The following is a 17,759-nucleotide window of genomic DNA, read 5'->3' as shown; positions in this document are numbered from 1 at the left end:
CGGGAAAGTCTACCACGAAACAGCGTTTCTACACAGCCTCGGTCAGCAGCGGACATTCGGCATTTCCCCGAACGGGAATGGGGGATGACGAAGGTCGGGCCGGAGCACGAACATGACGTAATCGCGGGAGCGGTTGCCACGTAGGTTTGGTGGTAATGTTCGAACACCTAGTCTAGCCGGTTGGCTGCCCCCCGATAAGATGAAGATACGGGCTCACGATCGACACCGGGCCCAGGCATCTAACGGAGGACAGCCATGGACCAGTATATCGGCCTCGACGTATCCATAAAAGAGACGGCGATCTCGATCCGGCAGGGCGGCAAGAGGATCTGGCGGGGCAAGTGTGCGTCAGACCCGCAACTACTCGCGGCGATGATCCGCAAGCGCGCGCCGGAGGCCCGGCGGGTAGTGTTCGAGACGGGACCGCTGTCAGTGTGGTTCTACCACGCGCTGACCGCGGAGGGCATGCCGGCGATCTGTATCGACGCGCGGCATGCCAAGGCGGCGCTCGACATGGCCGCGAACAAGACTGATGCCAACGATGCCGATGGCTTGGCGCATCTGGCCGAGATTGGCTTCTACCGGGAGGTCCGGGTGAGGGCTTCGACAGCATGCTGATCCGTACGCTGGTCACGGCGCGTCGCCAGCTTCTGAAGATGCGATTGCAGATGTCCAACCAGATCCGCGGGCTCATGAAGACCTTCGGTCTCATCGTGCCCAAGGGGGCCGGCAGTGTGTTCGAACGCAACGTCGGTACCCTTTTGGAAGGCGAGGATAAGCTCGCGCGCATTGTCTTGCCGATGCTTCAGGCCTGGGGCCATATCCGGCTTCGGGTGGCCGAACTGAGCAAGCAGCTGGTGGCGATGGCAGGCGAGGATCAGCGCTGCCGTCTGCTCACCTCGGTACCTGGCGTCGGTACCGTCACGGCCACCGCCTTCGCCGCAGCGGTGGAGGATCCGGCGAACTTCAGGAACTCGCGCGCCGTCGGTGCATGGGTCGGGCTTACCCCCAGGCGGTTCCAGTCCGGCGAGGTCGATCATGATGGGCATATCTCACGTCGCGGCGACCACAAGCTGCGCAGCCTGCTTCATGAAGCTGCCGCGGTCATCCTCAACCGGTCGACGGAGACGAGCAGGTTGCGGACCTGGGCGCTCGCACTGAAGGAAAGGCTCGGCTTCAAGCGGGCGGCCGTGGCGTTGGCACGCAAGCTCGCGGTGATCATGCATGCGATGCTCAAAACGGGCGAGCTGTTCGACCCGCAAGCCGGAAACCCCGCTGCCGCTTGATTCTGTTCGATACCTGTCGACGGAAGTCATTATCAGCCATTCCACCGATAGCGTCCTTGCATGACGCGCCAAGTCGTCCCTGCCGGGACGCGGACGGGATCATTCCGCGAAGCGGGAAGCACTGCGGGCCTCTGGTGGAGTGCGTCACGAACATAGGAAGATCTCACCGACGGAACCCATCCTGCGGCGATCAATCTGGCATCGACCGCGTAGATGACCCTGTACCCGGCATACGAACACCACCGGCTGGAACGACTGACCAAGTTGCACCTGCCCCTTGACGAACGGGCGATTAGACGACCCGCTGCGCGGGGCGATTTTGGTAATGGAGACGTGGGTATTGACCCACCCGCAGACCTATGGCCCACTTTCCATCGGAGCGGCGGCGCTGTCGATGATCAGTCGGCGCTGGTGATCAGCTACGGCATCGTCCGGCTGGTGCTCAGCCTGGCCAGTGTCGACCGGCTCGAACCTGTCACAATCTTAACATCATACAGGGAGCGGCCGCGCGTGCTGACCAAGCGCAGAACGAAGATTCCGGGCGGTGCCGAGGCAAGGCAAGGTTAGCCGATGGGTCATATTGATATGCCGTTCCTGGCATTTCGTACCGCGCTCAGCGAAGACAGTGGCGTGCGCTCGGAATTTGCGCTTACCGTGGCCGATATGCTCGCCCATTTGCCGGCTGAAAGCCCACTGCGAAACAGACTGACCGACGATATGCCGATGCGCGTTGGAGCCCCTGGCTATGAAGATGCTGTTGGCGACATTTTGTTCACGCTCGGCAACACCGCCGCGCGGGGAATGCCGACGCGGGGCGTGCGGATCACAGCGTTGCTCGCTGACTGGCGCAGCTGTTCAGCCTCGACGAGCTGATGACGCTCGAGCCCGTCGGCAATTATTATCTGCAGCTGCGCATTCGTGGTGCGACGAATAGGCCAGGATTGTCGAGAAAAACGTACAAATTCGAGCTAAGTCCCCGTCCTCGCCTTACGCATCTAACGCTTCCGGTTCCTCACTGAGCGCCGCGTCGATTGCCTTGGGATGCGGGATGGCGAGCAGCTTTACCTTCCGCTCGTTCTGGAAAGATACCGCGACCCGCTGCACGACCGTTGCGGGATCGCGGCGGTATTCGGCCTGCAGGGCTGCGTCGCGGCTGAGGTCCAGCATGAACTGATATTCGGGCGAGTAGCCGGTGAGGCGGTAACCGGCCGGCGCGCGAAACTGCGCAAGGTTCCGGATCGTCGCGCGCTCGCGTGGGCCGTCGCGGCGGTAATCGTAGATGCGGAACGGCCGCGATGTGGTGTCCCCCGCCTTGGTGCAGCCGAGGGCCACGGAAATCTCCGCATCCGTCTCCACGTCGTCGCGCGGTTCGATATAGAAGGTGGACAGCGACGATATCTTCGCGCGGTTCGCGTCGGTGGCAAGGTCGCCGATCCGGATCCGTTCGACCAGCGCATCCATTCCCACATATTGCGGCGCAATGTAATGGGTCACGGTCCAGTCGGGCCCGTAAACATCGGACAGATGCCGGGCGAGCACGTCGAACCCGCGATTGGCGAACCCCTGGCTGGTATAGCCCAGTTCACCAACCACCCCGACCTGCCACAGAACGATGTGCAGCGTCGTGTCGAGGCGACGGCGGCGAAGCAACAGATCGGTGGCTTCGAAACTGGCAAAGCCGGGTAGCGCCGGGTCGAAGCCAAGATCGGCGATTAGATAGTCGAGCGCGGAGATGCCGGGCCGCATCCGCGCCTCGTGCCCCTCATGGCGAGCGATGTGGATCGCCCGGTGCGCGGGCATCGCGAACACGCCCGGGTGGCCATAGAAGATGGCGACCACCCGTTGCCCGAGCCGGACGTGGTGCAGCATCGCCTGCGCCATCCGCACATAGGTGAGGTGGCGCTCGATATCGTCATTGTAGAGGATGCGCAGATCATAGGCGTCGGGTCGCATCTGCCCCAGCCAGACTTGCGTCACCTTGTCGTAGACGCAGTGGAACAAGGCGTCGGCAGCGCGAATCTCGTCCTCCGCATCGCGGAGAAAGTCGGTGAAGGCGAGGCCCGATCCCATCACCATCAACCGGCCCTTGCAAGCCGGATCATATTGCGCTGCCGCAATTTCGGCGGCGAGCGCTTCCCAGCGCTCGGTCATGTCGCGTGTGGCGGTATTGGCGTTGTTCACGATCATTCCCTTTCCATCCGGACGGGCGGCGCATCTGCTGCGCGGCGATTTCAAGCGGTGCTGGCCCGTCAGTGCCGACCGTTCGACCGAAATCGGCAGACGGCACGGCCGTGTCAGCCAACACAACCACCATTTCGGCAAGGATCGGGCGGTAATTGCTCCGCTGCCGGATCGAACCAGCCGGGGCCGATCAAGCAGGCAGCAACGCGGACGCTTAAACCTACGATATCCGCGCCGCCTGCACCGCGCATCGGGTGCGAAATGCTCCCCCTACCGGCAACTTTCAGCGTCAGCCCCCCGCACTCGGCCGGCGCCGGCAGGATGCGAGGTCGTAGCGAAGCGCCTGCGATGTGGCGGCGGCATAGGGCTGCATCGCAATACCCTCGGGTCGCATATCTCGATCGGGCATAGCGTCCGAGAAAAGCGTCAACACTTCTCCCTGCCAGCCGACCGCCAACGGCCTTGGCCTACCGAGATCAATCGGCTGCCCGCATCCGCTCTTCTGGCAGAGGACCAGCTTCAGACGCGCTTCGCCGGATGCGGGTGCACGGCCATCGGGCGTCACCCCGCCGGTGGTTTGCAACACCAGCGCAGCGACACGCCCGTCTGCGCTTCGCGCGGTTCGGCCACAGCCATAATCTGCAGCCGATGCGGGCTGGATCACGCCGACGAGCAACGCCGCGATCACCGATCGGAGCAGTGCCGGCCCAAGCCTACCGGCAACCTTCATCCGCATGGTGCGGAATCGATGTTGATCGGGGAGTAGCTCTGGCCGGTCGCCAGATATTGCTGCGCGGCCGAGATGCCCAGATTGACGTGCGGCTGGTCCTGAAGATCGTCATGGGGAATGCCGGTGCCCGGATTGCCCTCTTGCATCGCGGCGGCAACCGCCCAGGTTTCCTCTGGCGCATAGCCGGCCACGGTCATCATGTAGCCGTACAGAACGTTGCCATAGGGTTCGAAGTAGCTGGTCTCAACCCATTGGCCCGCCGCCTCGCTATAATAGCTCTGCGTGCCCGCATCCACCGTTCCCGGCATCGAAGATGTGCCATACTCCTTGAAATCCAGGAAAAACGGATTGCTTGGATTTGTATACATATCATTCAGTTCGACATAGATCTGGCCAGGATACCCGCTGGTCCTCACATCGTGGAGATGCTCCGCGACGGCGTTGATGTAGGTGTTGTCGATGCTCTGGGGCACGTAATATTTGCGCCATCCAGGCCATCATATTTCGTGCCGTCGGCCGTCTCGATCGTAGCAGGATTGCTGTCGCCACAGGGCGGCTCCGGGGGCTGCGGCTGTGGCGCATCGCCTCCGCCATCGCCGCCGCCGCCGCCGCCGCCGTCCCCGTAATCGCCCCAGTCGCCCCCGCCACCATCGCCGGGATTGGCGGTCACCACGATGTCCCCGCCGCTGTCCGTACCGTCGGTGACGGTGCCGCCGGCGATCAGTTCCTGCTCCTCAAGCGTCAGTTCACGCATCGCATTACCCTTCGCCGATTCGATGGCGACAATGCTAGCCGATGCATCGCCTTGCTCTCGGCGCAATCCCATCCATGCCCGGCAGGGCGGCCCTGTGATTTGCTCCGCTATCGGAGCGATCGGAGCGGCGAAGCCACCCCGTGAAAGGCAAAGAGGGGTGCCCCGGCGCGCGCAGCGACAGGAAACGGATGTCGATGGGTGCCCTCGTACGACGATGGCGCAGGTCTACCGGCTGCCCCCCTCCCGCCCGGTGCTAGCGCAGGCGGCATTGCCCCTCGGCCTGCCCCGGCAACCCGATAAGGACCGTTCCCGATCCGCGGGCGACATGGCGGACGCCGGACAAGGTGGGATTGCCCGCGTAGCGGCGGCCATTGAAGGGGAGCGCGCCGACATATCCCACCCGCACGCCGCCGCCATTGACGGCGACGCCCAGGTCCTGCCGGCCGCCATGGCGGGTCTCGAGCACGTGGATCGGAAGCCGGGCCGGAACGATCGTGCCGAGCGGCCGATACCCCGCTCGGCCCTCACGCTCAAACACATAGGCGTTGCACCCGCCCGAACCGCAAATGCGCGGTCCCGCTACATAGGCGATCACATCGGGCTGGCCCCGACCCAGCCGGGCTGGCGCCACGACAACGACATTGTCGTCAAAGAACGTGTCCGCGCCGATGCGCGGCCGGGCCGCGGCAAGTATGGCGCGCCGAAGCCTGGGAGCATCGATCCCGCCCGCTCGTGGCGCGCAATCCGCGTAGCCGTCCTGGGCTTGCGGGCCCTGTCCCACGGCAGGACCCGCAAGCGCCAGGGCGACGATCGCCGCGGCCGGCCAGAGAACGTAATCCAATCGGTCCATATGTCCGGCTCCTGTCGTCAGCTGCAGCCGCCGTTATCGGGCCCAGCGCCTGGCGTGATCCCGGAGGCGGGTTCCTTGAACGCGCCCATCAGCCCCATAATGTTCGAACCGTAGTTGTTGCCCGTCGTACCGACATCGATCGTTGCCGGGTTGCCCGAAATATCGTCCACGCCGAAATTATACGACGCTGCGGTCGCTTGCGTAAGCTGATCCGCCGTGAAATTCGGGAATTCGGCACACAAAGATGCCATGTTGGAGGCGAGAAGGCCGGCGGCGTAATCGGCCGAGAAGGCAAGGTCGTGCGCCTGCGCCTCGGTCACATTGGGGTGCGCGCCCAAATCGATCTGGAAAACGCCGCGTCCCAGGCCGTCGGGCTGATCGATGTTGCTGAAGCCACTCTCGCGAATGCCGATCGCGGCCAGCAGCGCCGGGTCGATGCCGTGCGCGTTCGCCGCAGCGACGACCGTGTTCCAGCCGTCGATCGCGCGCTCGACGCTGGCCTTGTCCTTGTTGGCGGTATCCAGCGCGGCCTTGACCTCCGGGCTGTCTGCCCAGTCCGCCGGCGGTGTCGAACCGGCACAGTTGGGATCGGGTGGGGAATCGCCGCCACCGCCGCCATCGCCATAGTCGCCGTTATCGCCATAGTCGCCCCAATCGCCCCAATCTCCCCAACCGCCGCCGTCGCCTGGGTCGGCGGTGACGACGATTTCGGGAAGGTCGGTGGTGTCGGTGCCGCCAGCGATCAGTTCCTGCTCTTCCAAGGTCAATTCGCGCATTGAGAAAGCCTTTTGCTCGATGAAGGATGCGCGATGTTACCCCGCCGCCGCAAACCGCTCTCGGACTATTCGATCCAGATCAGGCGGGCGTCCTGCGTCGTTTGCACCATGGCCGGAGCATATCGATCAGGGCGTGCGCGGGCCGTCTGGCCGCTGCTGGCGCGGGAGCAGCAACAACTGGCGGCCCTTCTGGTCGAGGATGAACGGCCCCCGCGAGAGGAAGCCGTTTCCAAGTAATCCGTCGGCCGTGCCGGCAGGGACATAGCCGCTATCCACGGGGACGCGATCGATGCGAACAGAGCCGATCCGCAACGCAGCCTCACCGATTTGGGTCGCGCGCGTGGTGCCGTCGGCGGAAGTCTGGGATCCGTCGCGCGTCGGCGCACCTGCGGGAATGACGCGCTGCCACGCCGATTTCGACAGGCGGATGACGCCGCTATAGCCCAGATCAATCCTCAGCCCGACCTTCTGCTCGTTGAGTTCGGCCGCCACGGTTGAGCCGGGCCCGATCTGCAGGCTGGTGGTGCCCGTCATTGGCTTGGCGCTGCCGCCCTGGTGGAAGGACAATTGCCTGGCGCGGGGATCGATCAGCAGGGCGAAATGATCGAGCACATCGCTGCCAAGCACCGCGTCGATGGGCTTGCCCAACGCGCGCTCAACAGGGCGAAGATCCAGCGCCACCATTGCGCCCTCCGCTCGGAAGCTGCGAGCCGCCTCGATTGTCACCGCGTCGGTCGTCGCCGTGGCGACTTCGGTCAGCGCGCTGGTTACGACGCGCCGGTTGGACGGGCGGAGCCCGATCCCCACCCGCTGCGCGAAACTGCGGTCGATCAGCGTTCGATCGGCGCCGTTGTCCAGCAGCACCGTTGCCGGATGGCCGTTGATCGTCACGCGAAACAGAATATTGTTCCGCACAACCTCATACGCGATCGGCGCCCGATCGACCCGGTCGGTGAGCCGGAGCCGGAGCGTAGCGGTATCGGCGCCCGGCGGCGTCGCCTCCGAGCGATCCTGCGAACTGTGCGGCTGAAAAAGGGCGAGGCACAGGAAAAGGATCCGCATATTGCCCGCCTAGCCGCGGGCCGACAGACTGGCACATGGATAGCGCTTGTCCATGACGGCGCCGAAACTGTCGGCGAATTCGCGCGACTGCCATGCCGCGGGCAGGGTTTGAACCTCGGCAAGCACGGCATCGACAGTGAGATCAACCTGCGAGGGCGGACAGGCACGCGGGGGCTTGCCCGCCGCACGCGCGTCGAGCAGTTGCCGGCGATAGGCTCCAGCCACCGCTGCGAACTCGTCCAGCAGCGCCTTGAGTTCGGGTGTCGCCAGCGCCTGTTCGGCCGTGACCGCGCTCCCGGCCGGCTTTGCCGCCTGCGATGCCGCCTGCCAGCGGGCAACGAACTGCCCGGTCGGTGTCGCCAAAGCGCCTGCGGGAAGGAGGAGCGATGCGAGGAGTATGGCGGCTTTCATGATTCCAACCCTAAAGATCCAGGCAGCGGGTCGACCAGCGGAATCGGGCGGCCCGCGCCATTGTCACGATGGCATCGTCCCGATGCCGGGCGGGACGATGCCGTCCCGCCCGATACGTCAGAAGTTCAGCTTGACCCCGGCCGAGACCGAATAGTTCGTCCCGTTGCTGCTGAAGGTCAGCGATCCCGTCAGGCCGTTGGAGAACGTTACGCCATAGGTGCCAGTGGCCATCCCGCTGTTGAGATTGACGCTCCCGGTGAAGCTGTTGACGTCGTCCTTGATGTTGAGCGTGAGCGACTGAACGTCCATCGTCGCCAGGTCCCAGACGAATTCCATATAGCCCGACGCGTTCTTGACCTGCGCAACGATGTCCGCCGAACGCGCCGCTTCGTCGAAGCGCGCACCGATCACAACGATCTCGCCATTGTTGTCGGTCGTCGTGTCGGTTTCGGTGTCGCCGCTGTCGCCGCCCCCACCGCCACCGCCACCGCCACCGCCACCGCCACCCCAATCTCCGCCGCCGCCGCCCCAGTCGCCGCCACCGCCACCATCGAAGATCGGCGGATAATATCCCCCATCGTCGCCCGGGTTAGCGGTCACCACGATGTCGTCACTCAAGGCGGTGGCTGTGGTCGTACCGCCGGCGATCAGCTCCATTTCCTGCAACGTAAGCTCGCGCATCGAACGCCCTTCCTTACTGGTTCCAGGGCCAAGCTAGCGCTCCGGCACTTCCTTGCCTCGTGCCATTGGTTCCGCAGGGCGAGGCATCGGCCGCGATTTGCACCACTTGCGGAGCAATAGGGCAACGGTCGGGGCCGAAAACCTCTCGCCAATCCCCCTTAGCCGCGCGCGTGCAGACAATCAGCGAGGAAGCGATCGATCGGCGGCCGGTAGGCGGAAGCCGCAAAGGGGGCCTCTATCGAGTGCCCGACTGCCGCCGGCAGCCCACGGATTGCGTTTGTCGGAAGCATCTGTGCGAGCGCTGCCAGATCCTTGCCAGTCACCGCGAGGTCGCCGGCAGCATAGGCGACGCGCACATTCGGATGGCGCCCCGGGCCAAGCAGCGCGGCGAGATCGAGAGACTCGCTCCCCGCGAAGTAATCGAGAAAGGCCTTGTCCGATTCCATGGTAACCGCGCGATCGCTGGGATTTGCAGGTGTCAGCGCAAAGTACCGCGCCGCGCCCCCCTTTGCCCGGACACGAGCGACGAAGGTCGCGGGCGCCGCCGCCAGCGGCGCGGCCATCAGGAAGCCGACATGCGGGTGTCGCGCGGCGCTCGGCGCCGCCACCGCCGCGCCCATACTGAAGCCGATCACGCAGACGGGGCCGCGCCGTTCCAGCGCCTTCAGCAGTGCCTCGACCTCGGCGCGTGCAGATGCGGCATCGCCTCCGCCTTGTCGAACACGATCGATGCCCAGATAGGCAGGCACCACCACCGCCGCCCGGCCCGCCCAACGCGCCAGGAGGTGGTTCGTCGTCGCCCGCGTGGCAAGACCGGCGAGGAGGTTCTCATACGGTCCGCCGAGCAGATAGACGATCGTGCCCGCCGAGCTGCCCGCCGGCGTTGTAACCAGCGCGGGCATCGTCCCGCTTGCAGCCTGGAAGCCCGCGCTGGTCAGTGTGAAGTCCGGACCGCGAAAAGTCTGCCCGCAGGCGAGATCGCCTGAATGCAGCAACCGGTTCTCGGCTGCGAAGGCCCGCGAGCGGGTGTCAGTGCCGCACCGGGTGAAGGGCGGCGGCGGCGGCTGGGTGGATGCGGGGGCAAGCGCGACCTCTTTCTCCAGAAGCGAGACCTGCTCCCCTTGGAACACAAGCCGGTGCGTGCCGCGGCCGCCGGTCGCATGCAGCCAGGTCTGAGCTGGTTTGGCGGTGTCGCCGGCACGACACCAAAGGGTGCCATCGGGCCACCATCGCCCACCATCGCTGTCGTACAACTTCGTCTTGTCGGGCGGTGCGCCGCAGCCGTTCGCCGCCGCGCGAACTTCGGTCGTCATTATGAAGCCGGCGCCGGCTGCAGCGCCCCGATCAGATGGTCGAGGATCGCACGCGGCGACCGACATCCACAAGCTCATCAGGGCGATGCGCCCGGCGCAACGCGTCATTCGTTGACCCGGCTCACGTGGAAGGTAATGCTCGTCGAGGAGGAGTCGTTGGAGGCAAAGCCGCCCGATACGGTGGCGGCGCCCGCGTTGAAGCTGGCCTGGCCGTTGGTGCTGGTGAAGGTTATCGTGTCCGTTCCGTTCGGATCGTCCACGAATTTGCCCTGCAGCTTGTCGTTCTCGTCGTAGAAGCACCATGTACCTTGGTCGTGCCAGAATTGCGTCCATGGCCCAAGCGCCGGCGTGATCGACTTAACGTCGCCCCAGTCTTCGAACATGTCCGGCCACCAGTCGTTAGCGGGGCATTGTTCAGTCGGACGTGGCGCCGTGACGACGATTTCGTCCGGATCGGGTTCTGGTTCGGCGGGGGGCGCATCGCCACCGCCACTGTCGCCACTGTCGCCACCACCGCCGCCGCCCCAATCACCGCCGCCACCCCAATCGCCGCCGCCGTCATTGAAGATCGGCGGGTAATATCCACCACCGTCACCAGGGTTTGCGGTCACCACGATATCGTCGCTCAAAGCGGTGGCCGTGCTCGTACCGCCAGCGATGAGTTCAAGCTCTTGCAACGTCAACTCGCGCATCAAATGTCCTTCCGGGCTGATCCCAAAAGCAAGCTATCGGTTCATTGCCCCCTTGCCTCGCACCATCGGGTCCATGCCAGGAGCCATCAGCCCCGATCCGCACCGCGGGCGGATCGGGTTTTCGAGCGGTCTTCAGCTGATGATCCGCATTGGCCCGCGATGCTCGAAGCGGGCGCGATAGTCCGCCCCGCTTCCGATATCCTGGATGCCGTTATGAAGCAGGAACACGCGGTCGGCCGCGGCAATCGTGCTGGGGCGGTGGGCGACGATCACCCTGGTGATGTCAGCCGACCGCAGATACTCGTTGATCCGGTTTTCACAGTCTAAGTCGAGATGCGCCGTCGCTTCGTCGAGAACCAGGAAACGCGGCTGCTTGTACAAGGCGCGTGCAAGGAGGATGCGCTGCACCTGACCGCCCGACAGGCTCGAACCCAGGTCGCCGACATAGGTGTGCTCGGCCATGGGCAGTCGCCGCACCTCATCGGCGATCGCTGCCTTCTCCAGGCAGTCCCACGCGCGGTCAACGTCCAACAGTTCGTCGAAGAAGGCGACGTTCTCCAGTACCGATCCCGGCAGTAGATCATCGTTCTGGAGAACCACGCCGATCGACGAGCGGATCGCGCGGGGTCCCCAGATCGACAGCGGTAGGCCGTCCACTCGCACCTCGCCGAACGAAAGGGGATATAGGCCGCACATCGCTTTGAGCAGCGTCGATTTGCCGCAGCCGGATCGGCCAACGATCGCTACCGCTTCGCCGGCGTTGATCGTCATCGATACGTTCTGGAATACCATCGGCTTGCCGGGGCTGTAGCGATAGGCCGCAGAGATCAGCTCAATCTTGCCCTTTAGCTCCGGCAGGTTACTCGGCTCGGTTTCGAGACCGCGCTCGGGCTCGGTTAGTACGACATCGGCGATGCGCGAGTTATAAACCTCGAGCATCCGCCAGTTGATGATCGTGTCGACCAGCGTACCCGCACGGCTGGCGAATTGCTGGCGATAGGAAACGAACGCGTAAAGGGCGCCGACGGTGAAGCTGCCCGCGATCACGCCTTGCGCGCCGAGATAGACGATGATGACGAAGGTGGCGGTATCGAGCAGCCCCTGCAGCGCGCCGATCAGGCCTGTGGCAAGCCCGTTGTTCTGCTGCGCCTTCACCAACGATGCCTGCTTGTTGGCCCACAATCCCTCGCGATGCGCCTCGCCGGACATCACCTTGATCGTCTGAATCGAACGCAGCGTCTCGATGCGGCGGCTCTGCTCCCCGATCGAGGCGCGAAACTGTTCGCCTGCGAAACGCAACGTCATCGGAAGCGCCGCGAATCGGGCCGCCATCGACAGCAAGAACCCGACCAGGCCGACCAGCGCCAGCGGCAGGGAATAGACGAACATCAAGGCGAGCATGCTGATCGACAGCACGCCGTCGAGAACCGAACCGATCAATCCCGTGGCGATCAGCGCCTTGATCGGCTCGATCGCCTGAAAACGCACCATTGTGTCAGCCAGTTTGCGCTTTTCGAACCAGGGGAGCGGCAGGCGGATCATGTGGTGAAACAGCCGCCGGCTCATGTCCCAGCTCAACACTGCGCCCAGCCGTTGCAGCACAACCGCGCGCATCGCCGTCGCTCCGGCATTGAACAGCGCGAAGAGAAGGAATCCGGCCGCCAATGCAAACAGCAGTTCCTTGTCGCCGCGCAGGGCACCGCTGTCGACCGCGCCCTGGATGTAGAGCGGCGAGGCGATCAGATAGACCTGCAGTACCAGCGACAGAAACAGCGCTTGAACGATTCCGCTCTTCACGTCGGCCGACCAGTGGATCAGCGACAGCGGATTGAACGGCGGCCGCTCGATCTTGCGCTGAAAGCGCGGCGAGGCGGCAAGTTCGAGCGCGATGCCGGTGAAGCATAGGCCCAACTCAGCCATGGGCACGGTGACGTGGCCGCGAGCCGGATCGAAAATGCGGACCTTGCCGCGCTGCACCTTCTCGAGCACGACATAGTGCTGCAATCCCCAGTGCAGGATCGCCGGCAGCTGAAGGTCGTCCAGTTCCTCCGGTTCGCAGCGTACCGCGCGCGTCGTCATGCCAATGCCGTGCGCAACTTCGCTCAACTGGCGCATGCTCATCCCGCGCAGGGATCCGGGAAAGCGCTGGCGCAGCCAGGCAAGGTCGATCTGCGAGCCTGCCCGCTGCGCCGCGACGGCAAGGCAGGCCAGGCCGCATTCGGCGGCTTCGCTCTGCAGGTTGCGTAGCGAGGAAAAGTTCATGTGCTGCGCTTCCTGAAGGCTTGGAGCGGGTCGAGGACCCAGTCGAGCAGCGACTGGCGATCGAGAATCAGGTCGGCGCGAAGCCGGCTGCCCGGCGCTAGCACCCAGGACTTGCCATAGGCATCGATCGCCTGCGCCTCGAGCTGGACCTTGACGCGATAGACCACGCCCTCATCGGCCAGCGTCCGGGACGGCAGTTCACGGGCATCGACCGGCGTGGTGGAAATGGCGCGGACGGTGCCATGACCGGTCCCGAATCGCTGATACGGGAAGGCGTCGAACATCAACCGCACCTGATCGCCAGGCGTGACGAAACCGATCGCGCGCGAGGGTACCCATAGGACAGCCTCAAGCTTATCGCCCTGGGGCAGGACGGTCGCTAGCGGCGTATTCGCGTCTAGTGCAGAGCCGATGACGGCGCGCACCGTAACGAGGCGGCCAGCATAGGGGGCGACGAGGATGACGTCGCGCTCGGCGTCAGACTGGGCGCGCTGCTGTTCCAGTTGGGCCTTGTTCGAGCGGAGTTGCGCAACCGTGCGGGCCGTATCGGCGCGGGCCTGGCCGGAGGTAGCGCGCAGCGTCGCCATATCGGCACGCGCCTGATCAATCTGGCGTTCGGTGTCGCTGATCGCCTGGCGGATCATGATTACCTCGGCCTCTTTTTCGCGCAACCGCATCTTCGATACGAAGCCGCGGGCAAGCAGCGTCTCGAGCCCGGCGAGGGTCTCCTGCGCAAGCGACAACCGCTCGCGCTGCAGCGACGCCGCTTTTGTCAGATGTCCGATCTGCGTTTGGGCGCCGGCGAAGCGGCTCGCCGCTTCCTCCTGCCGCGCGCTGTCAGACCAACGTTCGGCGACCATTTGCTGGCGCAGTTCGGCCGCCTGCGTATCGTTCGCCCGGGCCAGGCGGCTCCCCAATGTCTCGCCTTCCAGCGCGGTGTCGAGCGAGATCTTCATCAGCCGCTGTCCCTTGCGGACCATTTGCCCCTCGCGGACATAGATGTCGGTAACCCGGCCCGGCCGCGGGAAGGTGATCGTCGCGCTGCCACTTTGCGGCTGAAGAAAACCCTCGACCGTCTCCTTGCGCGCGAAGCTGGACAGGAAGAGCGTCGCCAGCACGGCAACGAGCAGGGCGACGATGAAGGCGACGACAACCCAGCTAGCAATCCCGAACAGCGGCACCGGCCGTCCATGGCGCGAGCGCAGCCCCTCAACAGCCTGGGCACGGAACAATGCCGTGGCGGGTGGCAACTCCCGTTCACCCGAACCGTTTGTATCGCGATCGAGCGGCAGGCTGGCAGGTGGGATATCGTCGGCCGCCGCGGACACAGGGGAGCTTGGCAATGGACACCATCCTCAAGACCATGGACTCGAGCCGCATTGCAGCGGAGGCACTCGCGTTTCCGCCATTTGTTGGACCGGAACGCGAGAGCACGCCTCTCAACGCGAGCCCCTATGTTGCGCGCCTCTCCCACCTCAGAGAAGGCAGCTTTCTCTCCAACCGCGAGGCTTTCGTCCGGCAATTCGTTGCCGCGGTGGATGATTTCCGAACTTTCGGGGTCCGTGCCGTTGCGGCATTGCTGGGCGGCAGCGCGATCGGGCCTAAGCCTGACCCGGGCGATCTCGACGCTGTCATCTTTTACGAGTCGCTGTTCGGAACAACGCCCAACATACGAGGCCTCCGAACATACCTAAAGTCGTGCAAGGCGAAACGCCTCGACCTTCGCGCGCTCCCATTGGATGCTGATCCGATCGTGGTTCTCAAGACCGTCTCGTTTTTCAGCATGCTGTACAGCAAGAACGAGGGTAGCATGACGATCGTGCGGGGGCTGGTATTAGTTGACTGCCGGGAAGAGGGGGATAGCGCGTCTTCGTAACGTAGATCCACTCATCGTACGAATCCGTCTTTTTGACGCACCTTAATTTCAAACTGCAACCTTCTGAAATATAGGCGTTATACAACTTGAGTCGCCGGACATGTCAGCGGGGCGCTGGTATTCGGTTAAGCTAGCGAGGTCGCATATGACCGCACACGCAATTGCTTCCATCGCCTTTACGACACCTCAATCGTACGATCCGGACAGTGGGCCGCGCAGCGGTGAACTGGCCTGCGAGGTCCAGGCACTGTGCGCCAGCGTCGAACTCTTGCGACACAGCGTAGAAACCGCGGGCAGGGCAGCCATCGAGGCGCAATCGATAGAGCAGCGGGCCCTGAAAATGGCGAAGCAGGCGCTGAACGTCCGGCAACGGCGCGAACGGATGTTCGGCCCCGGCCTGTTCTCTGAGCCCGTCTGGGACATTCTGCTCGAGCTTTACATCGCGCGCGCCGAAGCGGCCGACGTGCCGGTGGGCAATGCCTGCCTGGCTGCGTCCGTGCCGATGACGTCGGCACTGCGCTGGTGCCAGCTCCTCCAGGATCGCGCCGTCATCTACCGCGAACGCGATCCCAAGGATGGCCGGCGCGTATTCCTGCGCATGACCGACGAGAGCTTCGCCAAGCTGACGTTGCTGCTGGGCGGCGGCAACCCGGCCGATTTGCTTCCGCTGGCGGAGTGAAATCGGCCTGATTCCAGCGGCTTTGGGAGTCGACGCGGGCTTGGAAGGTGCATGCGCGGCCGACACCATCGGCACTGTGATGCGCCATCAACGGAGAGGATGCAGATGAACAATGCCCTTGCGACCCTCGGGACCCCCGTCCTTCTCCACGCCGCGCCCGAACCGGATCGGGAAGCCGCGGCGCTCGCCTTTTTGCGCGGCATCCCGGGTACGCGAATCCGCCATACCGACACGACATTGCTTGCCCATCTCCAGGGCGTCTACGCAAAGCTCAAGGCCTGGGGCTGTCGGGACGATCTATGCTTCGCCGGGCTGTTCCACTCCGTCTATGGCACCGAGCATTTCCGTCGGCAGACGATTCCTATCGCAGCGCGCCCGCGGGTTACCAAGGTGATCGGGAGCGACGCGGAAGCGCTGGCGTTCCAGTTCTGCACGCTCGATACCCGCGCCTTCCTTGCCGATGTGGAGGCGTTCCTCGGCGCGCGCATCGCGGATGCGCCGATCGATCCCGAAAAGAGCGACCTGCTCCATCTCTTCGTCGCTAACTGGCTCGAACAGTTTCCACGGATGCGCGCTTCGCAGCGTTCCTCGCATATTGGGTTTCTGCGTCACGCGCGGCCGCTTTTGCTACCGGCCGCAGCGGAGGAGGTGGAGGCAACATTCGGCTTCAACCTTCCCCTGACGCCGCGGGATTCGGAGCGCGAACTCGAAGCGCTCGATCGTGGGACAGGCACGCTGAGAATCCTCGACGATTTCGTGCCCCTGCACCTTCGCCACCAGCTTTCGGCGCTGATGGGGCGCAACATCTGGCGCTATGGCTGGAAGGCCGCCGATACGCAGACCAGCCACTTCTTCTGGCACTCGCATTTCGCCGGCGACAGCGACGACCATGGCAACACCGATTGCGAGCACGAGCTTCACAACCGCCCGCTCGTCAGCCCGGTGCTCGAGCTGTGGCACCTGATCCGCGACCAGTTGGCGCCCGGCCACGTGCCGGTCCGCGTCTACGCCAACGGCCAGACCTATGGCGGTGACGGCCACATCCACAGCGATGCCGATCAGCCCGGACACTTCACGTCGCTCTATTACGCGCATCCCGAATGGGATCCGAACTGGGGCGGCGAGACGCTGTTCTACAACGCGGGCAAGAGCGACGTCGTCGCGGCCGCCTATCCGCGCCCGGGGCGGCTGGTACATTTCAGCGGCAATATCTTCCATGCCGCCCGCTCCCCGTCGCGCGACTGCCCCGCGCTGCGCAGCGTCATCGTCATCAAGACCTATTGCCCGGCAGCCTGATGACCGCGTCGGCGGTACCGCGGCGCTGGCTTTGGCGCAAACCGCTGATGCCACCTGCCTGGGACGCCCTTGGGGAGCATCGCGCAGTCTTCCATGCCGCGGACGCTGCTATAGCGGCCGGCGCGCGCCGGGCGGCGGCGCTGGCGGATGCTGGGCTGAACAGAAGGTTGCCGCCGCCGCGGGATCGACTGCGCGGCATTCATCATCCGCTGGCCGCCAAGTTCGCGCCGGTAGGCACCTCGATCGACCTGTCGCGATCGCAGATGGAGCGGCGCGCGGCGCTGGCGATGGCCGACGAAGCCGCCGGTCTGCCCCCTCTGGTGCCTGCCGCGCAGCTGGTTCGTACAGCGGCTCGCCATCTCGTCGACAATCCGGCGTTCCGCACCCGTCAGATCGCGACCGATCGCGATCCGATGGGCCGCCACATCGTCTTCCCCGGCCCCGAACATATCGAGCCGCAGCTTGGCCGCCTGGATCGGTTCCTGGCGGAATCCGTAGGGGCGCCGAGCAGCTTTCGGGCGATCGTCGCAGCGGCGATGATCGTGAACTGCCATGCGCTGAGCGACGGCAACGGCCGGGCGTCGCGCATCCTCTTCAATTTGATCGCGGGGCCAGGTGCCGCCCGGGACTATTATCTGCCCCTCTATGAAATCGGCGTCTTTTCCCGCGGCGGCTATATCATCCGGCTGCGCCAAGCCGAATTACATGCCGACTGGGGGCCGCTAGCAGAATTCACTCTCGCGGCGGCGTCTTTCTGGCATCGTCAGATGGCGATCCCCGCCGACCTGCCGATCCCACGGTGATACGCTGCTAATGTCATGGGGTTCGCACGAAGCCAGCATGTCCGAGGATTGCGACGGTGGTGCCCTGGCCGGACTCGAACCATCATGCCTTTTCACGGTGCGGGAGC

The 17,759-nt window shown here is 64.6% G+C and carries 19 protein-coding genes and 1 pseudogene; 7 read left to right on the top strand and 13 right to left on the bottom strand.

The features are described from left to right. Nucleotides 1-255: 255 nt before the first annotated feature. The 3 genes and pseudogenes from B215_RS20005 to B215_RS0110420 all read left to right on the top strand — a co-directional run bounded on the left by B215_RS20005 (nucleotide 256) and on the right by B215_RS0110420 (nucleotide 2,159). Nucleotides 256-1,286, top strand: a pseudogene (locus B215_RS20005) (IS110 family transposase). 213 nt (nucleotides 1,287-1,499) lie between these two features. Next, on the top strand, nucleotides 1,500-1,853 hold the full coding sequence (locus tag B215_RS0110425; RefSeq protein WP_019369592.1) for a hypothetical protein: 354 nt from the start codon (nucleotides 1,500-1,502) through the stop codon (nucleotides 1,851-1,853). 3 nt (nucleotides 1,854-1,856) lie between these two features. Next, complete coding sequence (locus B215_RS0110420; protein WP_019369591.1) at nucleotides 1,857-2,159, top strand: hypothetical protein; 303 nt, start codon at nucleotides 1,857-1,859, stop codon at nucleotides 2,157-2,159. 114 nt (nucleotides 2,160-2,273) lie between these two features. Here B215_RS0110420 and B215_RS20645 read toward each other — a convergent pair whose 3' ends face one another. The 13 genes from B215_RS20645 to B215_RS0110355 all read right to left on the bottom strand — a co-directional run bounded on the left by B215_RS20645 (nucleotide 2,274) and on the right by B215_RS0110355 (nucleotide 14,341). Next, a complete protein-coding gene (locus B215_RS20645) occupies nucleotides 2,274-3,473 on the bottom strand; it encodes an SAM-dependent methyltransferase (protein WP_019369590.1) in 1,200 nt (399 codons plus the stop codon). Nucleotides 3,474-3,756: 283 nt separating this feature from the next. Beyond that, nucleotides 3,757-4,203 (bottom strand): hypothetical protein, encoded by a 447-nt coding sequence (locus B215_RS0110410; RefSeq protein WP_152997948.1) that lies wholly within the window; start codon nucleotides 4,201-4,203, stop codon nucleotides 3,757-3,759. Continuing rightward, the gene (locus B215_RS0110405) at nucleotides 4,194-4,505 is read right to left on the bottom strand and encodes a hypothetical protein (protein WP_152997947.1); all 312 of its coding nucleotides are present in this window, start codon (nucleotides 4,503-4,505) and stop codon (nucleotides 4,194-4,196) included. The genes B215_RS0110410 and B215_RS0110405 overlap by 10 nt, the downstream gene beginning before the upstream one ends. A 104-nt stretch (nucleotides 4,506-4,609) precedes the next feature. Next, complete coding sequence (locus B215_RS0110400) at nucleotides 4,610-4,951, bottom strand: hypothetical protein (protein ID WP_156804366.1); 342 nt, start codon at nucleotides 4,949-4,951, stop codon at nucleotides 4,610-4,612. 253 nt (nucleotides 4,952-5,204) lie between these two features. Further along, nucleotides 5,205-5,801, bottom strand: a complete 597-nt coding sequence (locus tag B215_RS20640; RefSeq protein WP_058805492.1) for a hypothetical protein — start codon at nucleotides 5,799-5,801, stop codon at nucleotides 5,205-5,207. Nucleotides 5,802-5,818: 17 nt separating this feature from the next. Next, nucleotides 5,819-6,577, bottom strand: coding sequence for a hypothetical protein (locus B215_RS21550; RefSeq protein WP_019369585.1), 759 nt, complete (start codon nucleotides 6,575-6,577; stop codon nucleotides 5,819-5,821). A 126-nt stretch (nucleotides 6,578-6,703) separates the two neighbouring features. Further along, entirely contained in the window at nucleotides 6,704-7,639 is a 936-nt protein-coding gene (locus B215_RS0110385) for an aspartyl protease family protein (RefSeq protein ID WP_019369584.1), read from the bottom strand. Nucleotides 7,640-7,648: 9 nt separating this feature from the next. After that, nucleotides 7,649-8,002 (bottom strand): hypothetical protein, encoded by a 354-nt coding sequence (locus B215_RS19990; RefSeq protein WP_019369583.1) that lies wholly within the window; start codon nucleotides 8,000-8,002, stop codon nucleotides 7,649-7,651. Between the two features lie 165 nt (nucleotides 8,003-8,167). Continuing rightward, complete coding sequence (locus tag B215_RS21545; protein WP_019369582.1) at nucleotides 8,168-8,731, bottom strand: hypothetical protein; 564 nt, start codon at nucleotides 8,729-8,731, stop codon at nucleotides 8,168-8,170. Nucleotides 8,732-8,889: 158 nt separating this feature from the next. Further along, nucleotides 8,890-10,044 (bottom strand): hypothetical protein, encoded by a 1,155-nt coding sequence (locus B215_RS0110370; RefSeq protein ID WP_019369581.1) that lies wholly within the window; start codon nucleotides 10,042-10,044, stop codon nucleotides 8,890-8,892. A 104-nt stretch (nucleotides 10,045-10,148) separates the two neighbouring features. Next, nucleotides 10,149-10,736, bottom strand: coding sequence for a hypothetical protein (locus B215_RS0110365; RefSeq protein WP_019369580.1), 588 nt, complete (start codon nucleotides 10,734-10,736; stop codon nucleotides 10,149-10,151). A gap of 132 nt (nucleotides 10,737-10,868) precedes the next feature. Beyond that, complete coding sequence (locus B215_RS19980; protein WP_019369579.1) at nucleotides 10,869-12,998, bottom strand: peptidase domain-containing ABC transporter; 2,130 nt, start codon at nucleotides 12,996-12,998, stop codon at nucleotides 10,869-10,871. Continuing rightward, nucleotides 12,995-14,341 (bottom strand): HlyD family secretion protein, encoded by a 1,347-nt coding sequence (locus B215_RS0110355; RefSeq protein WP_082664517.1) that lies wholly within the window; start codon nucleotides 14,339-14,341, stop codon nucleotides 12,995-12,997. The genes B215_RS19980 and B215_RS0110355 overlap by 4 nt, the downstream gene beginning before the upstream one ends. On the opposite strand from B215_RS0110355, the gene B215_RS0110350 reads away from it, so the two are divergent. The 4 genes from B215_RS0110350 (at nucleotide 14,341) to B215_RS0110335 (ending at nucleotide 17,652) form a co-directional block, all read left to right on the top strand. Further along, complete coding sequence (locus B215_RS0110350; RefSeq protein ID WP_019369577.1) at nucleotides 14,341-14,874, top strand: hypothetical protein; 534 nt, start codon at nucleotides 14,341-14,343, stop codon at nucleotides 14,872-14,874. The genes B215_RS0110355 and B215_RS0110350 overlap by 1 nt on opposite strands. Nucleotides 14,875-15,019: 145 nt before the next feature. Next, entirely contained in the window at nucleotides 15,020-15,553 is a 534-nt protein-coding gene (locus B215_RS21325) for a hypothetical protein (protein ID WP_152997944.1), read from the top strand. Nucleotides 15,554-15,658: 105 nt separating this feature from the next. Continuing rightward, nucleotides 15,659-16,849 (top strand): DUF6817 domain-containing protein, encoded by a 1,191-nt coding sequence (locus B215_RS21540; RefSeq protein WP_160327969.1) that lies wholly within the window; start codon nucleotides 15,659-15,661, stop codon nucleotides 16,847-16,849. Further along, the gene (locus B215_RS0110335) at nucleotides 16,849-17,652 is read left to right on the top strand and encodes a Fic family protein (protein ID WP_026009153.1); all 804 of its coding nucleotides are present in this window, start codon (nucleotides 16,849-16,851) and stop codon (nucleotides 17,650-17,652) included. Before B215_RS21540 ends, B215_RS0110335 begins: the two co-directional genes overlap by 1 nt. Nucleotides 17,653-17,759: the final 107 nt, after the last annotated feature.

The sequence above is a fragment of the Sphingomonas sp. ATCC 31555 genome (genome assembly GCF_000282895.1).
GTDB lineage: Bacteria > Pseudomonadota > Alphaproteobacteria > Sphingomonadales > Sphingomonadaceae > Sphingomonas.
This window is presented reverse-complemented; position numbering and strand designations above follow the sequence as displayed.